Source organism: Shewanella gaetbuli, from assembly GCF_023284065.1.
GTDB classification, from domain to species: domain Bacteria; phylum Pseudomonadota; class Gammaproteobacteria; order Enterobacterales; family Shewanellaceae; genus Shewanella; species Shewanella gaetbuli.
Genome location: NZ_JAKIKP010000006.1, coordinates 14355 through 34663 on the forward strand (window position 1 = coordinate 14355; position 20309 = coordinate 34663).

Sequence of the window (20309 nt, forward strand, 5' to 3'; positions counted from 1 at the left end):
TTTTAATAGATTCACTAGTAGTGATAATTTAATTCTAGTTCGGAAAACATACTGGCGTCTTTTTTAGGGTGTTCAAATATCATACGGTAACTAAACACGGCTTGAACGTACTCACGGGTTTCGGTGAAGGGTATCGATTCAATAAAACTCATCACGTCTAGTTTTCCGTCAGATACTTTTAACCAGCGTTTTACGTTACTGGGGCCAGCATTGTAAGCCGCAGTAGCCAGTACGCGATTATTATCAAATTGGCGCAATAACTCTGCATAATACGCGCTGCCTAACATGACATTAGTGCTCGGGTTGTATAAGTCTTTTACGTTCGAGTAACGGATGTTGTTTTTTCTAGCGGTTTGCTTAGCAGTAGCAGGCATCAACTGCATTAGCCCACGAGCCCCCACACCTGAAGTAGCATAATAATTAAAGGCACTTTCACGACGGGCAATTGACCTTATTTCATTAATGTTAACTTGATATTTTTTACTGGCTTTAACAAATTGCTCATTTGCTGCTGCAGGAAAACGTAAATTAAGCGCATCCCATTGTTTACCTTGAATGCTTGATTCTACACTTAAGTCAAACCAATCTTGCTCAAGGGCGTATAGGCCATATTCGGCGGTCATTGCATTATCATGGCGTCGCATCATTTGAACCCACTCAGCGCGGGCGTCAATGGTTTTGTTGATTGCTCTAAGTTCAACCACTCTAGCCATTGCGGGGTCATCAAATAGTTTTTTACGTAAATCCGTGTTTGAGACTAAATTGGCGTTGTTTAATGCAATCGATTGACTTAGCGCTTCAGCGGCATTAAAACCATAAAAATCTCGTTTGCCTGCCAATGTACTCAGTACCGACTTAGCTGACTCTGGAGCGTTATTTTCGAGGATACGAGAAGACCAATATTGCCAACGAGAATGGTTTTTACCTTTGTCGCTTAGCCGTTCAAGATAGTTTTTTACGGTATCGAAATCTTGCTGGCGAATCGCCCAGCGCATACGCATTTCATATAAATCGTCTGAATCAAGTAAAGGTAGCATGTTGTCTACATGGCTTTTTAAACCATCTTCTTGTGCTATTAGTGCTCGTCTGACTAAATAACGATTGAGCTGGCGCCCTTTAAAATCGCTGAAACGATCTGCTTTTTGATATTTGACATAAAGTTTGACGGCTTGCTTTAAGTCTTTTCTGGCGAGCTTTCTAAGGCCAGCGTCAACAATGTCAGCCATTATAGGCTGTGAGCCCATAAAGCGCTTAGTGTGTCTCAATCTGTTGGGATCTTTATACACCTGCAACAAGATTTCTGCTTCTTTGCGGTGTGAAGTCACCTTAGTGCTAAGGTAATTAAGCAGGCTTGACTGTCTTGCATTAAAGCTCAACAGCATGCGGCTCCAAATGAGCGGTTGGGTTCGGTGCCCAGCATTGGCCCATTTCGACAATATAGAGTCACATTCTTTGGGACGAGAATAACCGTGTAACCATATTTGCTCCGTACCTTTAAAAGCTTGTTCTTTTTTGCCAGTATCCAGTAAAGCACTTAAGTGAAAACATTGCAGCCGCACGTCTTTTGGCGTGTCGGGCGATATGGTTAAAAAGTCTTGCCAATGTTGTTGTTGGCCTGCGTTCATTAAATAACGAAAGCGTAATGAGTTGTATAATGGGGTTTGGTTAAACTTCTCTATTTCTGTGTGGGCTTTATCACCAGGTAAGTTTATGATGTCGTTGATGTTGGCGTGATAGTCTAAATAGATAGTTAACGGATAATCGTCTAGTTGTTTGCGTAATTTTTGGTATTGAGTTATTTGCTTTTTATCCAGTGCCTTTTTGGCATCCAAATATTGCTGCTGTTGAGTGGTATAGGCGTGGGAGACACTCATAAACATGACTAATAACACACTGGCTTTAACCCCAGTTATAAATCCATTTTTTAACATGTTTGTAAGCTGTGATGTACGCATTTTAATAAGAGTCTCCGCTCAGAACGTCATGTGCGATAAAGCTTGTTAGTTAATGTAAACCTTACTTCAGTATTACCCTAGCAGTATTAAGTGGATATTAAATATGCAGGTTCCTATTACTGTGCGTCAAGTGATTCATCTAAAGCTTGGTTTAATATTGGTTTACTTATCTGTTTGTTAGTGTCGACACCTAAGCGCTGTAATTGGTGTGCTTGTCTAATTAAATTACCTTTGCCTGACGACAATTTACCCATCGCTTGTTGATAGGCTTTATCAGCTGTGTCGATAGCGCGACCTAATTTTTCCATATCATCGACGTAGGCGCATAATTTGTCGTGAATTTTAGCCGCCTGCTTGGCAATTGATTGCGCGTGTTGATTTTGATACTCGTAGCGCCAAATGTTATTAATGGTGCGCAGTGCCACCAATAAATTAGTCGGGCTAACCAACATGATATTTTGCTCTAAAGCAAAATTAATTAAACTTGGGTCATACTCAATCGCGAGTAAAAATGCAGGTTCAACAGGTATAAACATTAGCACATAATCTAAGCTTTTTAGGCCATGCAACCTATGATAGTCCTTTTGACTGAGGCCCTTGATATGTTGGCGAATTGACAAGGCATGTTCTTTTAATGCTTGCTCTTGCACATCTTTATCTTCACTGTTGAAGTATCTTTCGTATGCCACAAGTGACATTTTTGCATCAATAACGACATCTTTATCTTCTGGTAAATGTACAATTACATCTGGTTTAAAACGCTTACCCTCGTCATTTTTTAAATCTTGTTGGGTGTCGTATTCATGGCCTTCTCGTAAACCACTTTCTTGTAATACCCGCTCAAGTATCACTTCACCCCAATTTCCCTGTTGTTTATTGTCACCTTTAAGTGCCTTGGTGAGGTTAATGGCATCTTGACTCATTTTTAAGTTGAGGTCGCGCAAATGGTCTAATTGGTGTTTCAGGGCGCTTCGCTCAGACTGTTCATGATTGTATGATTCTTGAATCTGTTTTCTAAAACCGTCTAACTGTTGCTTTAGTGGGCCTAATACGCCATCCATTTGGGTGACGTTTTGTTGTTTAAAGCTGGCTGATTTTTCTTCAAAAATTTTGTTGGCTAAATTTTCAAATTGGATTTTAAGCCTTTCTTCTGCGGTTTCTAACAAAGTGACTTTATCTTGAAGGGCATTATTTTCAGCCTCACATTTGGCCATGATAGTTTGCTGCATCGCGTTAGATTTGGATAAATTCAATTGCGACTCTAATACTTTGCGTTGAGAGTCAGCTAATTGTTGCTCTAAGATGGGAATTCGCTCAACGTGTGACTGGGCTCTGGCAAGTTCACCTATGTAAGTTTCTAGTTTAGTTTGTAGATGATTAAAGCTGTCTGTTTTATCGTCTAGGCTATCTTGTAGTTGATTTAGTTTATTGTGCAATTCAGCTATGGTTTGCTCGGCGGTATGCTCATATTGTTGTTTTAATTGTTCCCATCGTTGGCGTGTCAGCCTTTGATTTAATAAAGCGCCAATAAGAATGCTTAACAAGGCAATGGCTATCATGGCAGCAATTTGGGGAGGGGTGAAATCAATGGTGAACGGCATAACATAACCTTTTGTAATAGAGCACAAATTAAATGATTAGCTCGATTGTTATCTGTGAGCATAATTAGGGTCGCATGCCGGTGATATGCCTGCAAGTGTTTAGCGGGCGAATTTAATTATTTTTAATTTATCAGGCTATTTTTGAATCATAATGAAATTTTTGTGCGTATATCTGTGTCTTATAGAGGACTTGTGACATAAAAATAAGGGGATATCAGGTGAGTAAAAACACTTTTACTAAAGGGGTTAAACGCCAAAAATTATGGGATTTACCTGATAATGAGGTGACACCTGAAACGGTGTTTAAAGAGCGTCGAAGTATTGTTAAAGCCTTAGGTTTAGGGGCGCTTGGTGCCAGTATTCCCGGATATGTTCAAGCGGGCTTATTTGATTTATTTGGTGAGGAAACCCCAAAAAATGTATTTCAATCGAGTGAATTAGCCTTTCAGCGCAACAGTAACTTTCAATTATCGCAAGCGTTAACGCCAGAAGACAAAGTCACTAGGCATAATAACTTTTATGAATTCGGCACCAGTAAACAAGACCCTTTTGAGAATGCACAAAGTTTTCAAACTGAGCCCTGGTCATTAACCATAGAAGGGTTAGTTGATAAGCCTATCAAACTAGATTATGACGCCCTTTATAAGCGCTTTGCTTTAGAAGAACGCACTTACCGCTTACGTTGTGTTGAGGCATGGTCTATGGTGATCCCGTGGGTGGGCTTTTCACTCGCTAGCTTATTAAAAGAGGCCGGGGTTAAATCATCAGCCACCCATGTTGCGTTTGAAACTTTATTTGATCCAGACCAAATGCCGGGGCAAAAAAGTCGTTTAATGGGTGGGGGTATCCACTATCCATATGTTGAGGGATTAACGATTGCTGAAGCAATGAATCCGCTTTCTTTTATGGCGGTGGGGTTATACGGTAAAACACTTCCACCACAAAATGGCGCACCCATACGACTGGTTGTACCGTGGAAATATGGCTTTAAAAGTATTAAGTCAATTGTGAAAATTCGAGTAATGGATAAGCAGCCTCCTACGAGCTGGAATCAATTAGCGCCTCATGAGTATGGTTTTTATGCCAATGTAAATCCGCAAGTAGATCACCCTAGATGGTCGCAAGCCTCTGAACGCAGCATTGGTGAAGGAGGGCTGTTTTCAGCTAAACGTATTCCAACTGAAATGTTTAACGGCTATGGGGATTATGTGGCAGACCTATATAAGAACCTTGATTTGAGGAAATTTTATTAATGCGTTTAACTCCCCGAGGTGTGTGGTGGTTTAAGGTGCTGATGCACTTAATGTTTTTAACGCCAATTGCTTTTTTAGCCGCGAAGGTGTTAACCGATAATGCCGGTGGTGACCCAGTGCAGTATATTATTCACTACACGGGGATGGGAGCGCTTAATGCTCTTGTGGTTACATTAGTAATATCGCCTCTTGCTAAGCGCCTAAAACTTGGTTTTTTAATGCAAACTCGGCGAATGATTGGGTTATATGTATTTGTTTATGCCAGTTTGCACATTTTTGCTTTTGTCAGCTTAGATTTGCTATTTGCATGGGGATTTTTATTAGAAGAAGTCGTCAAACGGCCTTATATTCTTGTTGGGGCGTTGACTTACATCATATTGTTATTGCTGGCGGTGACATCGTTTAACAGGTTAAAAAAGAAAATGGGCCGTAGTTGGCAAAAATTACATAATTGGGTTTATTTAGCCGCGTTATTAGCGCCGATACATTTTTATTGGTCAGTGAAATCTGAAATTATCGAACCCAGTATTTATATATTGATATGTTGCGGTCTGTTATACCTCAGAAAAGCTAAATTTCTTAAGCAACATTAATAAGTTAGCAAAACTAAGACCTCTTGCGAAAATCTAAATAAAAGCCTAGTTAATTCAACTAGGCTTTTAGGTTTTAGGCTAATGGTACAGCCTTAGTCCTCTATATTGATTTTTTAACTGTGAGCATAAATAGGCTGCAAATAGAGTGAATGCAATAACGGCCCCCATAATACAAGCTAGTCTTATCCATGGTGCATCCATACTTATACGCATGGTAATTAACTCAATGGTCGACACTCCCCAAACAACAATACTGCCTATTAGTAATCCTGCTTGTAAAAATCGGTTAATAATGGGCTTTTTGAACAATAGCATCACGGGTAATAAAGCGCTAATCGCTGCTAATTCAATATGGTTAAAGCGTAAAAAGTGCGCACCTATCAGTAAATAAGCTAAGGTGATAATAATGAATCGCCACCACATGGTTAACTCCTAAAAATGTTTTTGCCTATTTTACGCGGGTTGAAACAAGTATTTTGTCTGATTGTTCACACAATTCAGTTTAACTATTTGAACTTGTTGCTAGGATTATTTCAGTAGAACACCTATGGCTGCTTTGTTAGAATCGCTGCAATTTTCTGGCATCTATGTAAGCTGCCATGCTGAATAAGGATGTTAAGACTAATTATTCAGTTTTTATTATGTAAAGGCAGGCTATGACAGTTCTTTTAATGATTCCACCTATGACCCAATTGAATACGCCTTACCCGGCTACTGCGTATCTAACGGGATTTTTACGTTCTCAAGGGTATGAGGCTGTTCAGCGGGATCCTGCAATTGAGCTATTTCTTGAAATGATGACCGCGCCTGCCTTAGAGGTGATTCGTCAGCATGTAGAGCAAAACTATGAACATTTTGAAGATGATGAATTACCAGAGGTTATTTATCATTTTTTAGCCGAGTTCGACCGTTACCAATTGACGGTTGAAAGCGCTATTCGCTTTTTACAAGATAAAGACCCAAGTTTAGCTTTACGTATTAATTCACGTCGTTTTTTACCTGAAGGCCCTGCATTTGATGCTATTGCACAAATGGAGGCCGTATCGGGTGATGTGTTACAGGCCGCTTTTGGTAACCTAGGTGTGCAAGATAAAGCAAAGTATTTAGCGACCCTGTTTATCAACGATTTATCGGCAGTTATCACTCAAGGCGTAGACCCTTATTTTGAAGTCAGTCGTTATGGAGAGAAGTTAGCCGCAGCGAACCCAAGCTTTGATGATTTATATAACACCTTAATGGATGAGCCAAGTTTTAGCTCAGATATTCTGTCGCAACTTGTCGAGCATTATCTAGAAGAAACACAGCCTAATGTAGTGGCGTTAACCGTGCCTTTTCCGGGCAACATGTTAGGTGCATTGCGTATTGCGCAAACCTGTAAGTCAATTAATCCCAATATCCCCATTGTCATGGGCGGTGGATTTATTAATACCGAGTTGCGTGCATTAAAAGACCCTAGAGTGTTTGAATTTGTTGATTTTATTTGTCTTGATGATGGCGAACGTCCATTACTCACTTTACTGGAATATTTTGCCGGTGAAAGGGAAATAGACGATTTAGTGAGAACTTATTTTCTTGCCCAAGATGAGCAAGGGCAGTTATATGTACATTTAAATGAAAACCAAGAGCTTGGGGATATCCCTCAATCAGACGTTGGCGCGCCAATTTATGATGGCTTGCCATTAACTGAATATTTATCTCTGTGTGAAATGCTTAATCCTATGCACCGTATTTGGAGTGATGGCCGTTGGAACAAATTGACCATTGCCCACGGTTGTTATTGGCGTAAGTGTAGCTTTTGCGATGTCAGCTTAGATTATATTGATCGTTTTGATTCAGCCAGTGCTGATGCCTTAGTGGATAGGATTGAACAGTTAATTGAAGAAACCGGCCAGAGTGGTTTTCACTTTGTTGATGAAGCATTACCGCCAAAGTTATTGTTTACGTTAGCAAAGTGCTTAATTGAACGCGGTGTGGTCATTAGCTGGTGGGGCAACATTCGCTTTGAAAGAACCTTTAGCCCAGCTCGTTGCCAATTATTAGCAGACTCTGGCTGTATTGCAGTTAGTGGCGGGCTTGAAGTGGCATCCGATAGACTATTAAAACTAATGAAAAAAGGCGTTAGTGTTGAGCGTGTTGCGCAGGTTACAAAAGCCTTTAGTGATGCCGGCATTCTTGTACACGCTTATTTGATGTATGGCTTTCCGACTCAAACTGAGCAAGAAACCGTGGATTCTTTAGAAATGGTGCGTCAAATGATGCAGCAAGGCTGCTTTCAATCTGCTTATTGGCACCGCTTTGTGGCAACGGTTCATAGCCCGATTGGGATGAATCCAGAACAGTTTGGGATTACGCTTGCTGAACGCCCTAATATCACGTTTGCAGAAAATGATGTTGATTTTACCGACCCAACAGGCACCGACCACGAAATGTTAGGTGAGGGGCTTCGTAAAGCTATTTATAATTACATGCATGGTATCGGTTTTGAGCAGCCTATGAGTTTCTGGTTTGAGCAATCAGTGGCAAAAACGTCGGTGAAGAAAAACCTTATTTCTAACGCTGTTAGTCAATTGATTATGAGTAATGATGAATAAGCAGGGCAAGGCATAGGGCTGTTGATCTTGCATGCTTGTTTTTGCAGCAAACATCAACAGACCTTAGTGTTATTTTAGGTTTCTTTTAAACTTATATAATTGAATCAATTTAATGACATATTTCGATTATTAGTTTGCTGAAAAATCATGACCTTGATTGATAATTTCTTGCATGCGTTTTTCCATAGCCGCTAAGCGTTCAGGATAACGTTGTGCAAGGTTGTTCATTTCGCCTGTATCGTCGGCTAAATTATATAGTTGCCCCTTGGTTTGTAACCCAGTCCGCACATCTTTATTTGCTAACCAATTAGGTGTGCTATTTTTAGCTGGTGCAATGTATTTCCATTGCTTTTGACGTAACGATAATGTGAAAGACTCTTCTAACATTTCGGTTCGTCCTTCAGCATTGGGGTCTAAAAGTGCATCTAATACATTATCACTGTCAACGGCTTCTGCATCGGCCAATTCTACTCCTGCTAAAGCCGCTAATGAGGCATAAAGGTCAATATGGGTCATCATGGCATTACTTACCCCTTGTTTGGTTCTGTTTTTTAGATAAGTAATCATTGGAACACGTGTACCACCTTCTAAGGCACTGTATTTTCCTCCTGAATAAGGGCCTGCAGGCTTATGGTTGCCTACAAGCTCAACAGCCTTATCTTCATAGCCATCATCTAAAACGGGCCCATTGTCACTAGAAAAAATGACTAATGTGTTTTCCATTAAACCATTAGCTTCAAGAAAGTTCAGGATTTTTCCCGTCATCCAATCCATTTGCACAATTGCATCACCTCTTGGGCCCATTTCTGTTTGCCCCACAAATCTTGGGTTCGGGATTCTAGGAACGTGAATATCATGAAACGGAAAATATAATAAAAAGGGAGAGTGTTTGTTTTCTTGAATAAAATCAATGGCCTTACCAGTTAATACGTCCGGAAACTCCTCATCTACCCACTCGGCAGATTTACCACCAGACATCCAACCGATTCGGCTGATACCGTTGATTATTGTTGCACTATGTTGAGTATCAGCTTGCTGCTTTAATAATTGCGGGTTTTCAGTTCCAATGGGTCTATCGCTAATGTTTTCGGCATAACTAATCGCAATAGGGTCATTGGGGTCTAAATTCACTATCTGATGATTTTCAAGATAGACGGTGGGGACTCTATCGCCTGTAGCAGGAATCAAAAAACTATAATCAAATCCTATTTCCAGTGGTCCAGGTTTTACTTGTCCATTCCAGTTCACATCTCCATTGCCAAGGCCTAAATGCCATTTGCCTACAACACCTGTTGTATAACTGGCCTTTTTGAGCATTTTAGGCAACGTCTCAATATTAGGATCAATAATCAGCGGAGCATCCCCTGGTAATATTGCAGCTTTATTTCTAAATGCATACTTGCCAGTTAATAATGAGTAGCGTGAAGGGGTACAGGTGGCTGCTGGACTATGAGCATCGGTAAATTTAATACCTTTATTGGCTAATTTGTCGATGTTTGGAGTGCTAACTGAGGTAGCGCCATATGAGCTTAAATCGCCGTAGCCTAAATCATCAACATAGAAAATAACGATGTTGGGACTTTTATTATTTGTGGCTGTTTTTTCTAAATGCTTTGTTTCACTGCAAGCAGAAAAACAAAACGTTGTTAATAAGATAGTTAGGGATGTTTTTTTAAACATTTTCATTCCTTTAGTAATTGTGTTTTAAATTAAATATGAAAAGTTAAAAGTCCAATAAACAAGGTTTTTAATCTGCTGGGTATTTAAATTTTTTGGTGTTTTTAATTAAGCTACATCAAAGTAATGGTAGGTTCAATTATTTATCAGTTCTATTTTTTGATAATGATAATAGATTGATTGTTTAGATTTTATTTTTTCTAATAGTACGTTGTTATTGTCAGGTAAACGTTTTCATTTTTGATATTGTTGCAGGTTTTTTCATATGATAAATATTAAGATGTGGGATATTTTTTAAATAAATGTTTTGAAATAAATATTTCGCAATTTTTCAAATGTTGTTCTTGGGTGTTTTCAAATGTTGTTCTTAGATAACCTGTCATCATTGTTTTTAATGATTGGTTATGAACTATTTGATTATGCTTACACATTATTTATTTATTTATTAATAATAATTATTTTAATTATGGGGAGAAGCAAATGTTTACTTTAAAAAAGTTGACTATAATCGCTTCAGCGGTGACAGCGTTAATAGGGCCAAAAATTGCTTTGGCCAATGAGCAAGTTAATAACACTAATATAGAAGAGCCAATAGAAAAAATTGCTGTACTGGGTATTAGAACCAGTACGATTAATTCAGTGGATCAAAAAAGAAGTTCTCAAGAAATTTCAGACAGCATTACAGCTGAAGATATTGGTAAATTTCCTGATTTGAATGTGGCAGAGTCATTACAACGGATATCTGGAATACAAATCTCACGCTCTCGCGGCGAAGCATCAGGCATTGCAATTCGTGGATTAGATGAGGTGGCAACTCTGTTAAATGGCCGTAATTATTTTGGGGGAGCATCAGATTTAAGCATTAATCGCTTTGCAAGTTTCGAAGATATTCCGGCTGAGTTAGTGGGTTCAGTTAAGGTATATAAGTCTATTTCAGCTGATTTACTTGAAGGAGGAATTGGTGGTGTTGTCGATATTGAAAGAACCAATTCACTTAGCTTAGATGGTTTTACATTAGTCGGTAGTGTAAAAGGTCACTATGGAGATTTAGCACAAGACTGGTCGCCACGAGGCTCAATTGTAACCGGTAATAATTGGGATTTAGATAATGACCAAAGGATTGGGGTCATTTTTGGTTTTTCATATTTAGAAAGAGCTTTTAGAGAAGATTTAGTTCGAAATTCAAAACCTACAAGTATTGCAGGGACTTTCCCTAGTGGTACAGCTCCTGCTGATACCATTGCGTCTGCATCTATCAATGCATCGCCAGCATGGGGAGATCGAGAAAGAACCGTTTATTCTGTAGGTGTTGATTTTGAAGCAAGCAAAAATACTTCTTTTTATTTTGATGCAGGCTACACAGATTATTCAACAACCCAATATAGGCAAGAGTTTGTATGGGGATTTGATGGTAAAAATGTAACCGACGCTGATTTTAGCAATGTTAACGGTGGCAATCGATATCCTAAAAGCGTCGACCTTAGTGATATGAATTTTGATGTTTTAAGTATGATTGATGATCGATACACCACAACCTATGATGCCGCAATAGGTTTTGAAAATGTAAATGACTCTTGGGCTTTAAGTGGTGAAATAAGTTATGTCGACACTGATAACGATACCGCATTTCGAAATTCAAGAATTAGAGATAATTGGAATGCCTTACCTGTCGTTGTGAGTAATGCTGGTTCACCGAGTCAACCTCCTTCAGTTGATTTTAAAAGTTTCGATTACACCAATGCAAATAACTTTAACCAAGTACAGTGGCGACATGAAAGTCGTCAGTTAACCGCTGATGAATCTGCAATAAAGTTTGATGCCGACTTTTTTATTGATGATAGCTTTTTTACATCAATTGAAACCGGAGTGCGTTACGCTCGTTTGAATACACTTAAGAATATTCAAAATAACCATGTTTTTGATGCTTCGGGTAATACATACGGTAGTGATGACCCTCTTAATTTAGTTGAACCTAGTGTCTGGAATAACTTTATGGATAATTATAATGGTGGAAACTTCCCCAATAATTATCTCGCTATCAATCCAAAGTATTTATTGTCAAAAGATTCACAAATTCGTAGTCAATATGGCATTGGTTTGCAATCTGAAATAGAGAATCCTAGAGATTATTTTGACTATAGTGAAGAAACGAGTGCGATTTATTTAAAAGCCAATTTTAATGATGAATTTGGTGGTATTTTTGTTAGTGGTAACTTTGGCCTAAGATATGTGCGAGCAGATACATTAGCGGATTACTTTTTTAATACGGGTAATCAAGACAGTAGTGGTAGCGATATTTATGAAACAACGAATAGTAGTAAAGATTATGATGAAGTTTTGCCATCCTTTAATATAAACTTTGAGTTAACTGACGAGCTAATGTTAAGACTTGCGGGGTCAAGCACTATAGCAAGGCCGCATTTTGGTGATATGGCACCTTCGCTCAACTTAAACTATGAGCAAGGCCGTGGCACAGGTGGTAACCCAGATTTAGAACCGTTTACTGCAGATAGTTTAGATTTATCGCTAGAATATTACTTCGGCCAAGGTGGTTTGTTGTCATCAGCGATTTTTTATAAAAATGTTGATGGGTTTTTACAAACAACTGAAAATGTTGAAAATATAAGTGGGACAGATTTTGTTATTTTACGCAAAAGTAATGGCGAATCAGGTAAAGTTCAAGGGGTTGAGTTGTCTTATCAACAATTTTTTGACTTTTTACCGAGTCCTTTTGATGGTTTAGGTGTTCAAGCAAACTATACCTATGTTGATTCTGATGTACCGTCTCCGAACCCTGAACTGCCTAATATTTCTTTAGAAGGCTTATCAGACAATAGTTATAACTTAGTAGCCATATATGAAAATGATTTTTTCTCTGGTCGCTTATCTTATAATTACCGTTCAGACTTTTTAGTGAGTACTGAGGTTGAGCAAGAGGGATTCGGCCAACTTGATGCATCACTCTCTTATACAATAAATGATAACTTCCGCATTAGTTTAGATGCACTTAACTTGTTACGTAGAGAGCATCACGAGTTCCGTGCTGGTGACTCTCAAGACCCGTATCATTGGATAGCAACTGAAAGGCAGGTTTTGGCAGGATTTACTTATAAATATTAATATTTTCTAGAACAAACTAAATTCTAGCTTACTTTATTTCTAGTATGTTTTTTTAAGCACTAAAAGTTAAAGTGGGTTAGGATTTCTCGTTAAATAAGTTTACTTGTCGTTTGCTATGTTAGTTAGCATGGTTTTGTAAACAGCACTACTTCTTGGTTCTAACTCTCATCTTGCTTGTTAAAGTTCGAAAGGTTTGATGTGTTTACATCGAACGATCCTTTAAACCGCAGTACTATTTTAAATGGAACTATTCTAAATTAAATCGCGATTTTTTGTGTAAGACTTTCTATTTTTTGTTAGCTTTTTTTGGCTAAACTTATGTTTTTAGCGTAGGAAAAATACTTGAGAGCAAGGCAGATTTTTTCGATAAGTAGTTATTCTACAATTAAAAAATCTAACGCTGTTATCGAGTATTTTAACAAGCTAGGGTGAGCAATTATGTATCACGATTGGTATTAATAGGCTCTATGTTATCTGTGGTGATAACGATGTTGGTAGGTGCGCTAATATCATTAGGTTTAGGTGTGAGAATTAACTAATCCGCTAGTCAGGATAGAAAAGTATTTAGCGATTAATACAATTAGTGCAGATGAATTAACAAAAAAGCCTGTAATCATTGAATGATTACAGGCTTTTTTGATTTTAATTTGGTCGGTATGAGAGGATTCGAACCTCCGACCCCTGACACCCCATGACAGTGCGCTACCGGGCTGCGCTACATACCGAGTTTTAAATCGCTTCACAATAAAAATGAGGTGATTGCTGAGCGAGAAAGCACTTTAGCAATTGCTAGGGCGGTGCGCAAGTACTTCGTTAATCAGCATTTATTGACTGATTAGATAATGCTCAAAAAACTAACAATTATAATGAATCAAATGTGACGATAGTTAATTATGGTACAGTCGGCGACCTTCACGCATGACTTGAATTAACTCTGGCGCACTCATTTTTTTCTTTAGCCTCGTTTTATATTCTTTATCGTAAATGCGATATTTTCCGTAGCGGCCGAGTACGGTAATTTCATTTTCTTGATAAATGGCAAATTCACGACTGTTACCAATATATATCCAAGGTTCACTATTGGGCTCAAGTAAACTTCTGCCTGAACTGTATTGCTCACTTGGGGTCGTGCACCCTAGCACTCGACTCAGTAATGTAGGTGCAATACCATAGTGGCTAGTACGATAATTAATAACCTTTGATTGAACCTGTTGAGGCCAAGATATGATTAAGGGCACTTTAACGTTTGCTGGTGATAAGTCGCGTCTGGCATCATCAATATTACTGGTAAATACTTGACCATAAGTGCCTGTAATAATTAACAGAGTTTGGTCGTCAATGGTTGGAAATAATTGACTCAACTGTTGATCAATAAAGTGTAATGACTGGCGGTATTGGTTAAATAATACTTTTTCAGCCGGTTTTAAGTCCATTGGGGGCTTGACCGTTTCTATACCCAAAAAACCGACGGGCGTGTCATAATCTTGTGGTGCAGATAAATTGACGATACTAAACCATGGTTGGTTTTGAGACTGTTGCCATTGCTGGAAGTGCGCAATATTTGTCTGGTCTGCAGCTGCACGTCCCTCATTATGTTCACTAATATTAACTTTAAAACCGTTAAATGTTGCCCCAGAAAGGCTGAGTTCTGCTGGCGTTCTAGACGTAAATAGCGCTAAGTTATAATGCTGTTTTTCTAGTTCAGTGTTAAGTACTGGCTGAATATGTTCAAAATCTTTTTTGTCGCTGTAATTACCTTGTAAACCATACATTATGGTAAACATGCTGCTACTAAACTGAGTTGCGCCAGTATAATGCTGTTTAAAGTTTAATGCTTTTTGTCCATATTGGTTAAGGTATGGCATGGTGTTTTCATCCACCATGTCAGCTCGTAAGCCGTCAATAGTGACTATTAGTACATTAGGGGATGTTTCAGGTTGGCATTGTAATGCCGCTAATGGGTAACTTAAATTAGAACTTGAATGTGGCGGTATATCACTAACAACCGTTGAACTATCAACGCCATGACTTTCCATAAAGGTTTTAGCTGTTGCAGGGTAGGACACCGGATAAGCATCGTCAAAACGGGTGATGTCAGTGACGTCAGCAGCGTCGGCCCAAATATGAATTAAATGACTGCTGACAAAACAAGTGCCGACAAACATTACCACTTTATAACCCCATTGTTTCTTCTGAATTTTCTCAATTCTTTTCCACAAAAAATTGGCCGCAATAAGCTCAATGAATACAATGGCAACAGGGGTGATAATATAGGATGTACTGTGTAATAAAGCGTTTAAATCTTGCCAGGCTAAGTCAAAAGCGAAAGGACTTAAATGTATGCCATAGTCATCGTAAATAACCGTGTCATAAAGTAAAATGTATAGCGCTATTGATGCTACAAAAGCTGAATAACCGCGTAATATTTTCGAATAAGGCAGCAGTAATGTGACAGGAAAGATAAAAACAACGTAAGTAATAAACGCCAGAAAAGTAAAATGGCCAATAGTGCTGAGGATAAGGTATCCCCAACTAATGAAAGAATCGGGTTGACCAATACTGCTAATGTATCTGGAGCCAATAATCATAGCGAGCATGCCATTGAAGAAGGCAAACCAATGCCCCCAATTCACAAGGCGAGAGACTTTGTCTCGTGCCATTTGTTTTCTACGCTCGATCATTGAATATTTGGCCCCTTAATTGTTTAAGCTAACGTTGAAAAACTTTCGGTATTATTTAACCGATTGTGTCAGTGCTTTGGCAAATTGCTCTGCAACCGCTTGACGAGATTCCGCTGGAACCTTTTTTTCTAGCAAGTGAGTCACACAATTGCCTAAAACCATTAAGCTTAGGTCGGTAGGTGATTGATGTTTGTTAAGCACGGCTAATAATTCAGCGATAAGCGCTTCTACTTGAGCATTAGTGTATTTTGATTGAATGGCCATATTAATTTTTGAATCTAAAAGAGTTAACAATTGTGCATATGATAACGGATTTCATTGAAACTCGCCTCATGTTTTCTATACCTGTATAGCTAAATCGTTATATCATGTTCGACTATCTATACTGTAACTCTGTCATTTAAAGGTTAGCGAATTTATGACCATCAATATCGAACAAGCCATTATTCATGAGATTTCACTCGACAGCCAAGGGCAAATGGCATGCCGATTAAGGCCTCAACCCTTATTAAATAGTCAAGCTGTTGAAGCGATGCTAGAGGAGTTACACCAAACCTATTCAAGCAAAGCGGGTAAAGGCTTTGGCTACTTTGGTGTACCAGATGAAGATGGTGAAGCTAATGAAGAGTTTGCGACTGCATTAAAAGCTTATCGTGACGGTGAGTCAGGTTTTGTTGATTTTACAGTAAAGGCGAGCCAGCTTTTACAAAGTGAGTTGGCTAAATACGATTTCACTCAAGGTGGCTTTTTATTGATGTCTTGTTATTCAGCTATGGCAACGGATTATTTGTTTGTTGCGCTGCTGAGTGCAAAATCATCAATGACCGTGTTAGATGATATGGAACTTTCACAAAACAATCATCTAGATTTAAATAATATTCAGTTAGCAGCAAGAATTGATTTAACCGAACTTCAAGCTGATAGCGCATCTAAAAAGTATATTTCGTTTATTCGAGGCCGAGCAGGACGTAAAGTGGCTGACTTTTTCCTCGATTTTATGGGCTGTGTTGAAGGTGTTAACACTAAGGCACAAAATAAAACGTTAATCCATGCCGTTGAAGATTTTGTTGCCAGCAGTGAACTCACCAAAGATGAGCGCCAACAATGCCGAGATAAAGTCTTTGAGTATTGTTCCGAAAGAGCCGATGTGGGTGCGGACATTGAAGTTAAAGATCTTGCTGATGAGCTGGCTGATCAAGGGATGGACTCGTTTTATGATTTTGCCTGTGGTGGCAGTTATGAGCTTGATGAAGAGTTTCCTGCAGATAAAGCCAGTTTACGCTGTTTGAAGAAGTTTTCAGGTACCGGTGGCGGAGTCACATTAAGCTTTGATGGTGGTCATTTAGGAGAGCGAGTCATTTATGATCCTATTTCGGATACCATTTTAATTAAAGGTGTTCCTGCTAATTTGAAAGATCAATTAGATAGACGATTAAAAGGTGAGTAATACGGCAATTTTCTTTGGCTGTTATTTGTTCTATTTCAAAAAAACGTCTGCTTGAGGGCGTTTTTTTATGAAGTTAAATGTAACAAATGTCTGGTTGGTGATGAAAGTTAACAAAAAATGAAATAATTGCATTTTTTACTTTTCAATCATTTTAAAATTAGTACACTAGCGCCAGTTTTTGTAAGGTTTAACCTGCTTATTTGAATCAGTTTTACATGGGAGAGTATTATGATCACCGCTTACGCTTATCAAAACCGTAAACTCACCATAACTGAATTGTCTGCTACGGACAGTTTACCTGAAAATACTTTATGGCTTGATCTCTTTAAGCCTAATGATGAAGAGCGTGATTGGCTCAGCCGGTTTTCATCTGAAGATGTTCCAGACGAAGAAGATATTAAGGAAATTGAGGCTTCTGCTCGTTTCTTCCAAAACCAAGACGGTTTACATATTAACTCGTTATTCCCTCAACGTGTAGGCGCTGATGTGCGTGCTGTTAACGTTTCATTTAACTTACGTGAAAACTTCTTACTGACGATGCGTGAAGAAGATGTGGGGTTAATTCGTTTACTACGTAATTATTTACGATTAGGCCGAATCGATATTGATACTCCGCAAACGCTATTGCTGGAACTGTTTAACTTAAAAGTAGACTACCTATCTGATTTAATTGAAGATGTTTACACTGTGCTAGATAATTTAAGTGAGCAAGTGTTTAACGATGAAGAGTTAGATGCGGTATTTAAGCAAATTACTTTGCAAGAAGATTCAAATGGTAAAATTCGTTTAAGCCTACTCGATACCCAGCGATCATTGCGTTATATGCAGCGTTATTATCGTCAAAATTTGGCTGATGAAAATTTGAAAGATATCCGTGAAATGTTATCTGATATTGAATCACTAATGCCTCATAGCCAGTTTATTTTTGATAAATTAAAGTTTTTACTGGATGCTGCGATGGGTTTTAGTGGTTTACAACAGAATAAAATTATCAAAATCTTCTCAGTATCGGCAGTAGTCTTTTTACCTCCCACATTAATTGCCAGCAGTTATGGGATGAACTTTGCCTTAATGCCTGAGCTTGATTGGCGTTATGGTTACCCAATGGCGGTGGGGTTAATGTTTGCAAGTGCGGCGGGTACATATTTGTTCTTTAAACGCAAAGGCTGGTTATAATTATTTAATTCGACTTATCAACCTGAGCTGAGGCTAAGTGATAAAAAGGATAACTTATTCAGTTATCCTTTTTTATATTGATTTTAAATAGCTATGTTTTGGCAAATGAATAACTAATTCTATCTCTTGGGCTTAAATATTTATGAATTTTTTCTGGTAATGCCGCTGCAGGTAAACTTCTAACAATCGATACGCCTTCTTTTTCTAGCTCGACGATAGGAGCCTGAGCAACAGGGACTAGTGGGTCGTAGCTAATAATGCTGGGGTATAAAATGTTCTTGATATTTACAGACATCACCATAGCAAATTGACCATTTGATAACTCAATGACACTACCTGGAGGATATATCCCTAACATTTTAATCAGTTTTTGGACATATTCTTGATTAAGCTTTTTGTGATAATTCTTATAGAGTAACCCAAGCGCAACACTGGGCGTTTTTGCTTTAACGAGTTGATTACCATTACATAAGTTATCGTATTGATTAATGACCGCAATCAGCTGAGAAAATTTGTCCAGTTTATCTTGCTCTAGACCTTGAGGGCTGCCACTGCCGTCAAGATATTCATGATGGTTAGCTATCATGGGTTTCGCTTGTTCAGGAAACGAGTCTGCCAACTTAAGGAAGTTAATACTCATTAAAGGGTGCTGTTTAATAAGGTTTTCTTCCGGAGTTGAAAGGGGCACGATTTTATTGAGAATGTTTGAAGGTATTTTTAGCTTACCTACATCATGAAATAATGCGCCTATACCGACTAGTTCAATTTCTTCTCGTTCCCAACCAAGCTCTTTGGCCATTAGCATGCACATCATCGAAACATTTAAAGAATGATGATAAAGCACGTCAGCAGGGGGGGCATCAGCCATGAGATGAAGTGATAAATTATCTTCATCAAGCAGCATATTCGTCAAATTACTAATTAAATCTTTGGCATCGTTAACGGCATTGAGTGGTCGGCCTGCAATTTTACTCACCATTGAACGCATCATAGAGACTGAACGTTGGAATTGTTTTTCAGTTTTTTTGATATTTCGTTTGAGTTTTTGTTGCTGTTCAATGCGCTCAGATTTGTAATCTTGCATTTGCTGTTTTACGTTTTCTAATGAATCCACAGGTTGAGGCTCTGACTCGTCTGCTGCATCATCAACCGTTACGTCACTTCTTTGAGGGTCATAAAAAACGTTTTTTACCCCAAGACTTTTGATTAACTCAATTTGAGTTTGAGAGTTAATCTTGAATTTACTGAAAATGAACGGATGATCTTTCCATGAAATAGGCAGATTAACAAATATACCGACTTTGAGCTCTGAAACTGCAATTTTGACATTATTTTTCATAAAAAATTTTTAGTAATCTCTTGTCAATCGCATGGACATTATGAATCAATTTATAGGCTTAAGCCAAATATCTTGGACACTTTACAAATACCTCTTGAACATGCAGCATATTAACATAAACAATACAAAACAAGGCGTAAAATGGACTTTATTGAAGTTTATCCCAATGCATTGAATGATGAGTTATGTCAAAAGCTCATTCAAGCGGTAAAAAATCATCCCGGTGTCGTTCAAGGGGCAACCGGAAGTGGTGTTGATAAAACCAAAAAGCTCAGTCGAGATTTGATGTTAGATGAGCATCCTGATTTAGCTGAATTACGCAAAGAGTTGCTGCAAATTACCCTTGCTAAAAGTGTAGACTATTTTAAACAACATGCTTTAGCGCTTATGGGAGCGGTTTCGGTTGGAGTGAAAGACGAGCATGGAAATACTGTGACATTACAGCCTGATAACTTTGAACAGTTGGCTGATGGAAAAGTGGATGCGATTGTGAAGTACTTGTTTAGAAGTGGCACGATTAATATTCAGCATTATCAAAAAGCAATAGGGGGCTACCCTCATTGGCATTCAGAACAGTTTCCTCAAATAGGCCACAATGAAGCGTTACATCGAGTGGTGTTATACATGTTCTATTTAAATGATGTTGAAGAAGGGGGCGAGACTGAGTTTTATTATCAACAACGAAAGATTAAGCCGACAAAGGGAACAATGGTCATTGCCCCAGCTGCTTTTACACATAGCCATAGGGGCAATGTGCCGATAAGCGATGATAAGTTTATTGCGACGTCATGGATTATGTTTAATCGTGCTGAGCAATTATATCGCTAGTATTTAAAGAATACATTGATCATTCAAGATTAAATATCTTGATATCAT

14 protein-coding genes and 1 tRNA gene are annotated in these 20309 nt (G+C 38.4%); 7 read left to right on the plus strand and 8 right to left on the minus strand.

Going from position 1 to position 20309, the window contains the following annotated elements; translation table 11 throughout:
- Positions 1–14 precede the first annotated feature (14 nt).
- Together L2672_RS09465 and rmuC are read right to left on the minus strand one after the other, a co-directional pair.
- Positions 15–1931 (minus strand): transglycosylase SLT domain-containing protein, encoded by a 1917-nt coding sequence (locus L2672_RS09465; protein ID WP_248995607.1) that lies wholly within the window; start codon positions 1929–1931, stop codon positions 15–17.
- Between the two features lie 140 nt (positions 1932–2071).
- Entirely contained in the window at positions 2072–3556 is a 1485-nt protein-coding gene (gene rmuC, locus L2672_RS09470) for a DNA recombination protein RmuC (RefSeq protein WP_248995608.1), read from the minus strand.
- 218 nt (positions 3557–3774) lie between these two features.
- Here rmuC and msrP point away from each other — a divergent pair, with 218 nt between their 5' ends.
- On the plus strand, positions 3775–4809 hold the full coding sequence (gene msrP, locus L2672_RS09475) for a protein-methionine-sulfoxide reductase catalytic subunit MsrP (protein WP_248995609.1): 1035 nt from the start codon (positions 3775–3777) through the stop codon (positions 4807–4809).
- Entirely contained in the window at positions 4809–5402 is a 594-nt protein-coding gene (gene msrQ, locus L2672_RS09480; protein WP_248995610.1) for a protein-methionine-sulfoxide reductase heme-binding subunit MsrQ, read from the plus strand. Before msrP ends, msrQ begins: the two co-directional genes overlap by 1 nt.
- 78 nt (positions 5403–5480) lie before the next feature.
- Here msrQ and L2672_RS09485 read toward each other — a convergent pair whose 3' ends face one another.
- Positions 5481–5825 carry a hypothetical protein gene (locus tag L2672_RS09485; RefSeq protein WP_248995611.1) on the minus strand — a complete coding sequence of 115 codons (345 nt, stop codon included), beginning with the start codon at positions 5823–5825 and terminating at the stop codon, positions 5481–5483.
- A gap of 233 nt (positions 5826–6058) precedes the next feature.
- On the opposite strand from L2672_RS09485, the gene L2672_RS09490 reads away from it, so the two are divergent.
- Complete coding sequence (locus tag L2672_RS09490; RefSeq protein ID WP_248995612.1) at positions 6059–7993, plus strand: B12-binding domain-containing radical SAM protein; 1935 nt, start codon at positions 6059–6061, stop codon at positions 7991–7993.
- Between the two features lie 129 nt (positions 7994–8122).
- Here L2672_RS09490 and L2672_RS09495 read toward each other — a convergent pair whose 3' ends face one another.
- Positions 8123–9679, minus strand: a complete 1557-nt coding sequence (locus L2672_RS09495) for a sulfatase family protein (protein ID WP_248995613.1) — start codon at positions 9677–9679, stop codon at positions 8123–8125.
- A 471-nt stretch (positions 9680–10150) separates the two neighbouring features.
- On the opposite strand from L2672_RS09495, the gene L2672_RS09500 reads away from it, so the two are divergent.
- The gene (locus L2672_RS09500) at positions 10151–12790 is read left to right on the plus strand and encodes a TonB-dependent receptor (protein ID WP_248995614.1); all 2640 of its coding nucleotides are present in this window, start codon (positions 10151–10153) and stop codon (positions 12788–12790) included.
- A gap of 648 nt (positions 12791–13438) precedes the next feature.
- Here L2672_RS09500 and L2672_RS09505 read toward each other — a convergent pair.
- From L2672_RS09505 to L2672_RS09515, 3 genes are all read right to left on the minus strand, one after another.
- Positions 13439–13515 (minus strand) — tRNA-Pro (locus tag L2672_RS09505).
- 162 nt (positions 13516–13677) lie between these two features.
- Positions 13678–15471, minus strand: coding sequence for a DUF3413 domain-containing protein (locus tag L2672_RS09510; RefSeq protein ID WP_248995615.1), 1794 nt, complete (start codon positions 15469–15471; stop codon positions 13678–13680).
- Positions 15472–15522: 51 nt separating this feature from the next.
- The gene (locus L2672_RS09515) at positions 15523–15735 is read right to left on the minus strand and encodes a YejL family protein (RefSeq protein ID WP_248995616.1); all 213 of its coding nucleotides are present in this window, start codon (positions 15733–15735) and stop codon (positions 15523–15525) included.
- A 154-nt stretch (positions 15736–15889) separates the two neighbouring features.
- On the opposite strand from L2672_RS09515, the gene yejK reads away from it, so the two are divergent.
- A complete protein-coding gene (gene yejK, locus L2672_RS09520) occupies positions 15890–16918 on the plus strand; it encodes a nucleoid-associated protein YejK (RefSeq protein WP_248995617.1) in 1029 nt (342 codons plus the stop codon).
- A gap of 228 nt (positions 16919–17146) precedes the next feature.
- On the plus strand, positions 17147–18094 hold the full coding sequence (corA, locus tag L2672_RS09525; protein WP_248995618.1) for a magnesium/cobalt transporter CorA: 948 nt from the start codon (positions 17147–17149) through the stop codon (positions 18092–18094).
- A gap of 91 nt (positions 18095–18185) precedes the next feature.
- On the opposite strand, the gene L2672_RS09530 is transcribed toward corA, so the two are convergent.
- On the minus strand, positions 18186–19433 hold the full coding sequence (locus L2672_RS09530; protein WP_248995619.1) for a cyclic di-GMP phosphodiesterase: 1248 nt from the start codon (positions 19431–19433) through the stop codon (positions 18186–18188).
- Positions 19434–19574: 141 nt separating this feature from the next.
- Here L2672_RS09530 and L2672_RS09535 point away from each other — a divergent pair, with 141 nt between their 5' ends.
- Complete coding sequence (locus tag L2672_RS09535) at positions 19575–20261, plus strand: 2OG-Fe(II) oxygenase (RefSeq protein WP_248995620.1); 687 nt, start codon at positions 19575–19577, stop codon at positions 20259–20261.
- Positions 20262–20309: the final 48 nt, after the last annotated feature.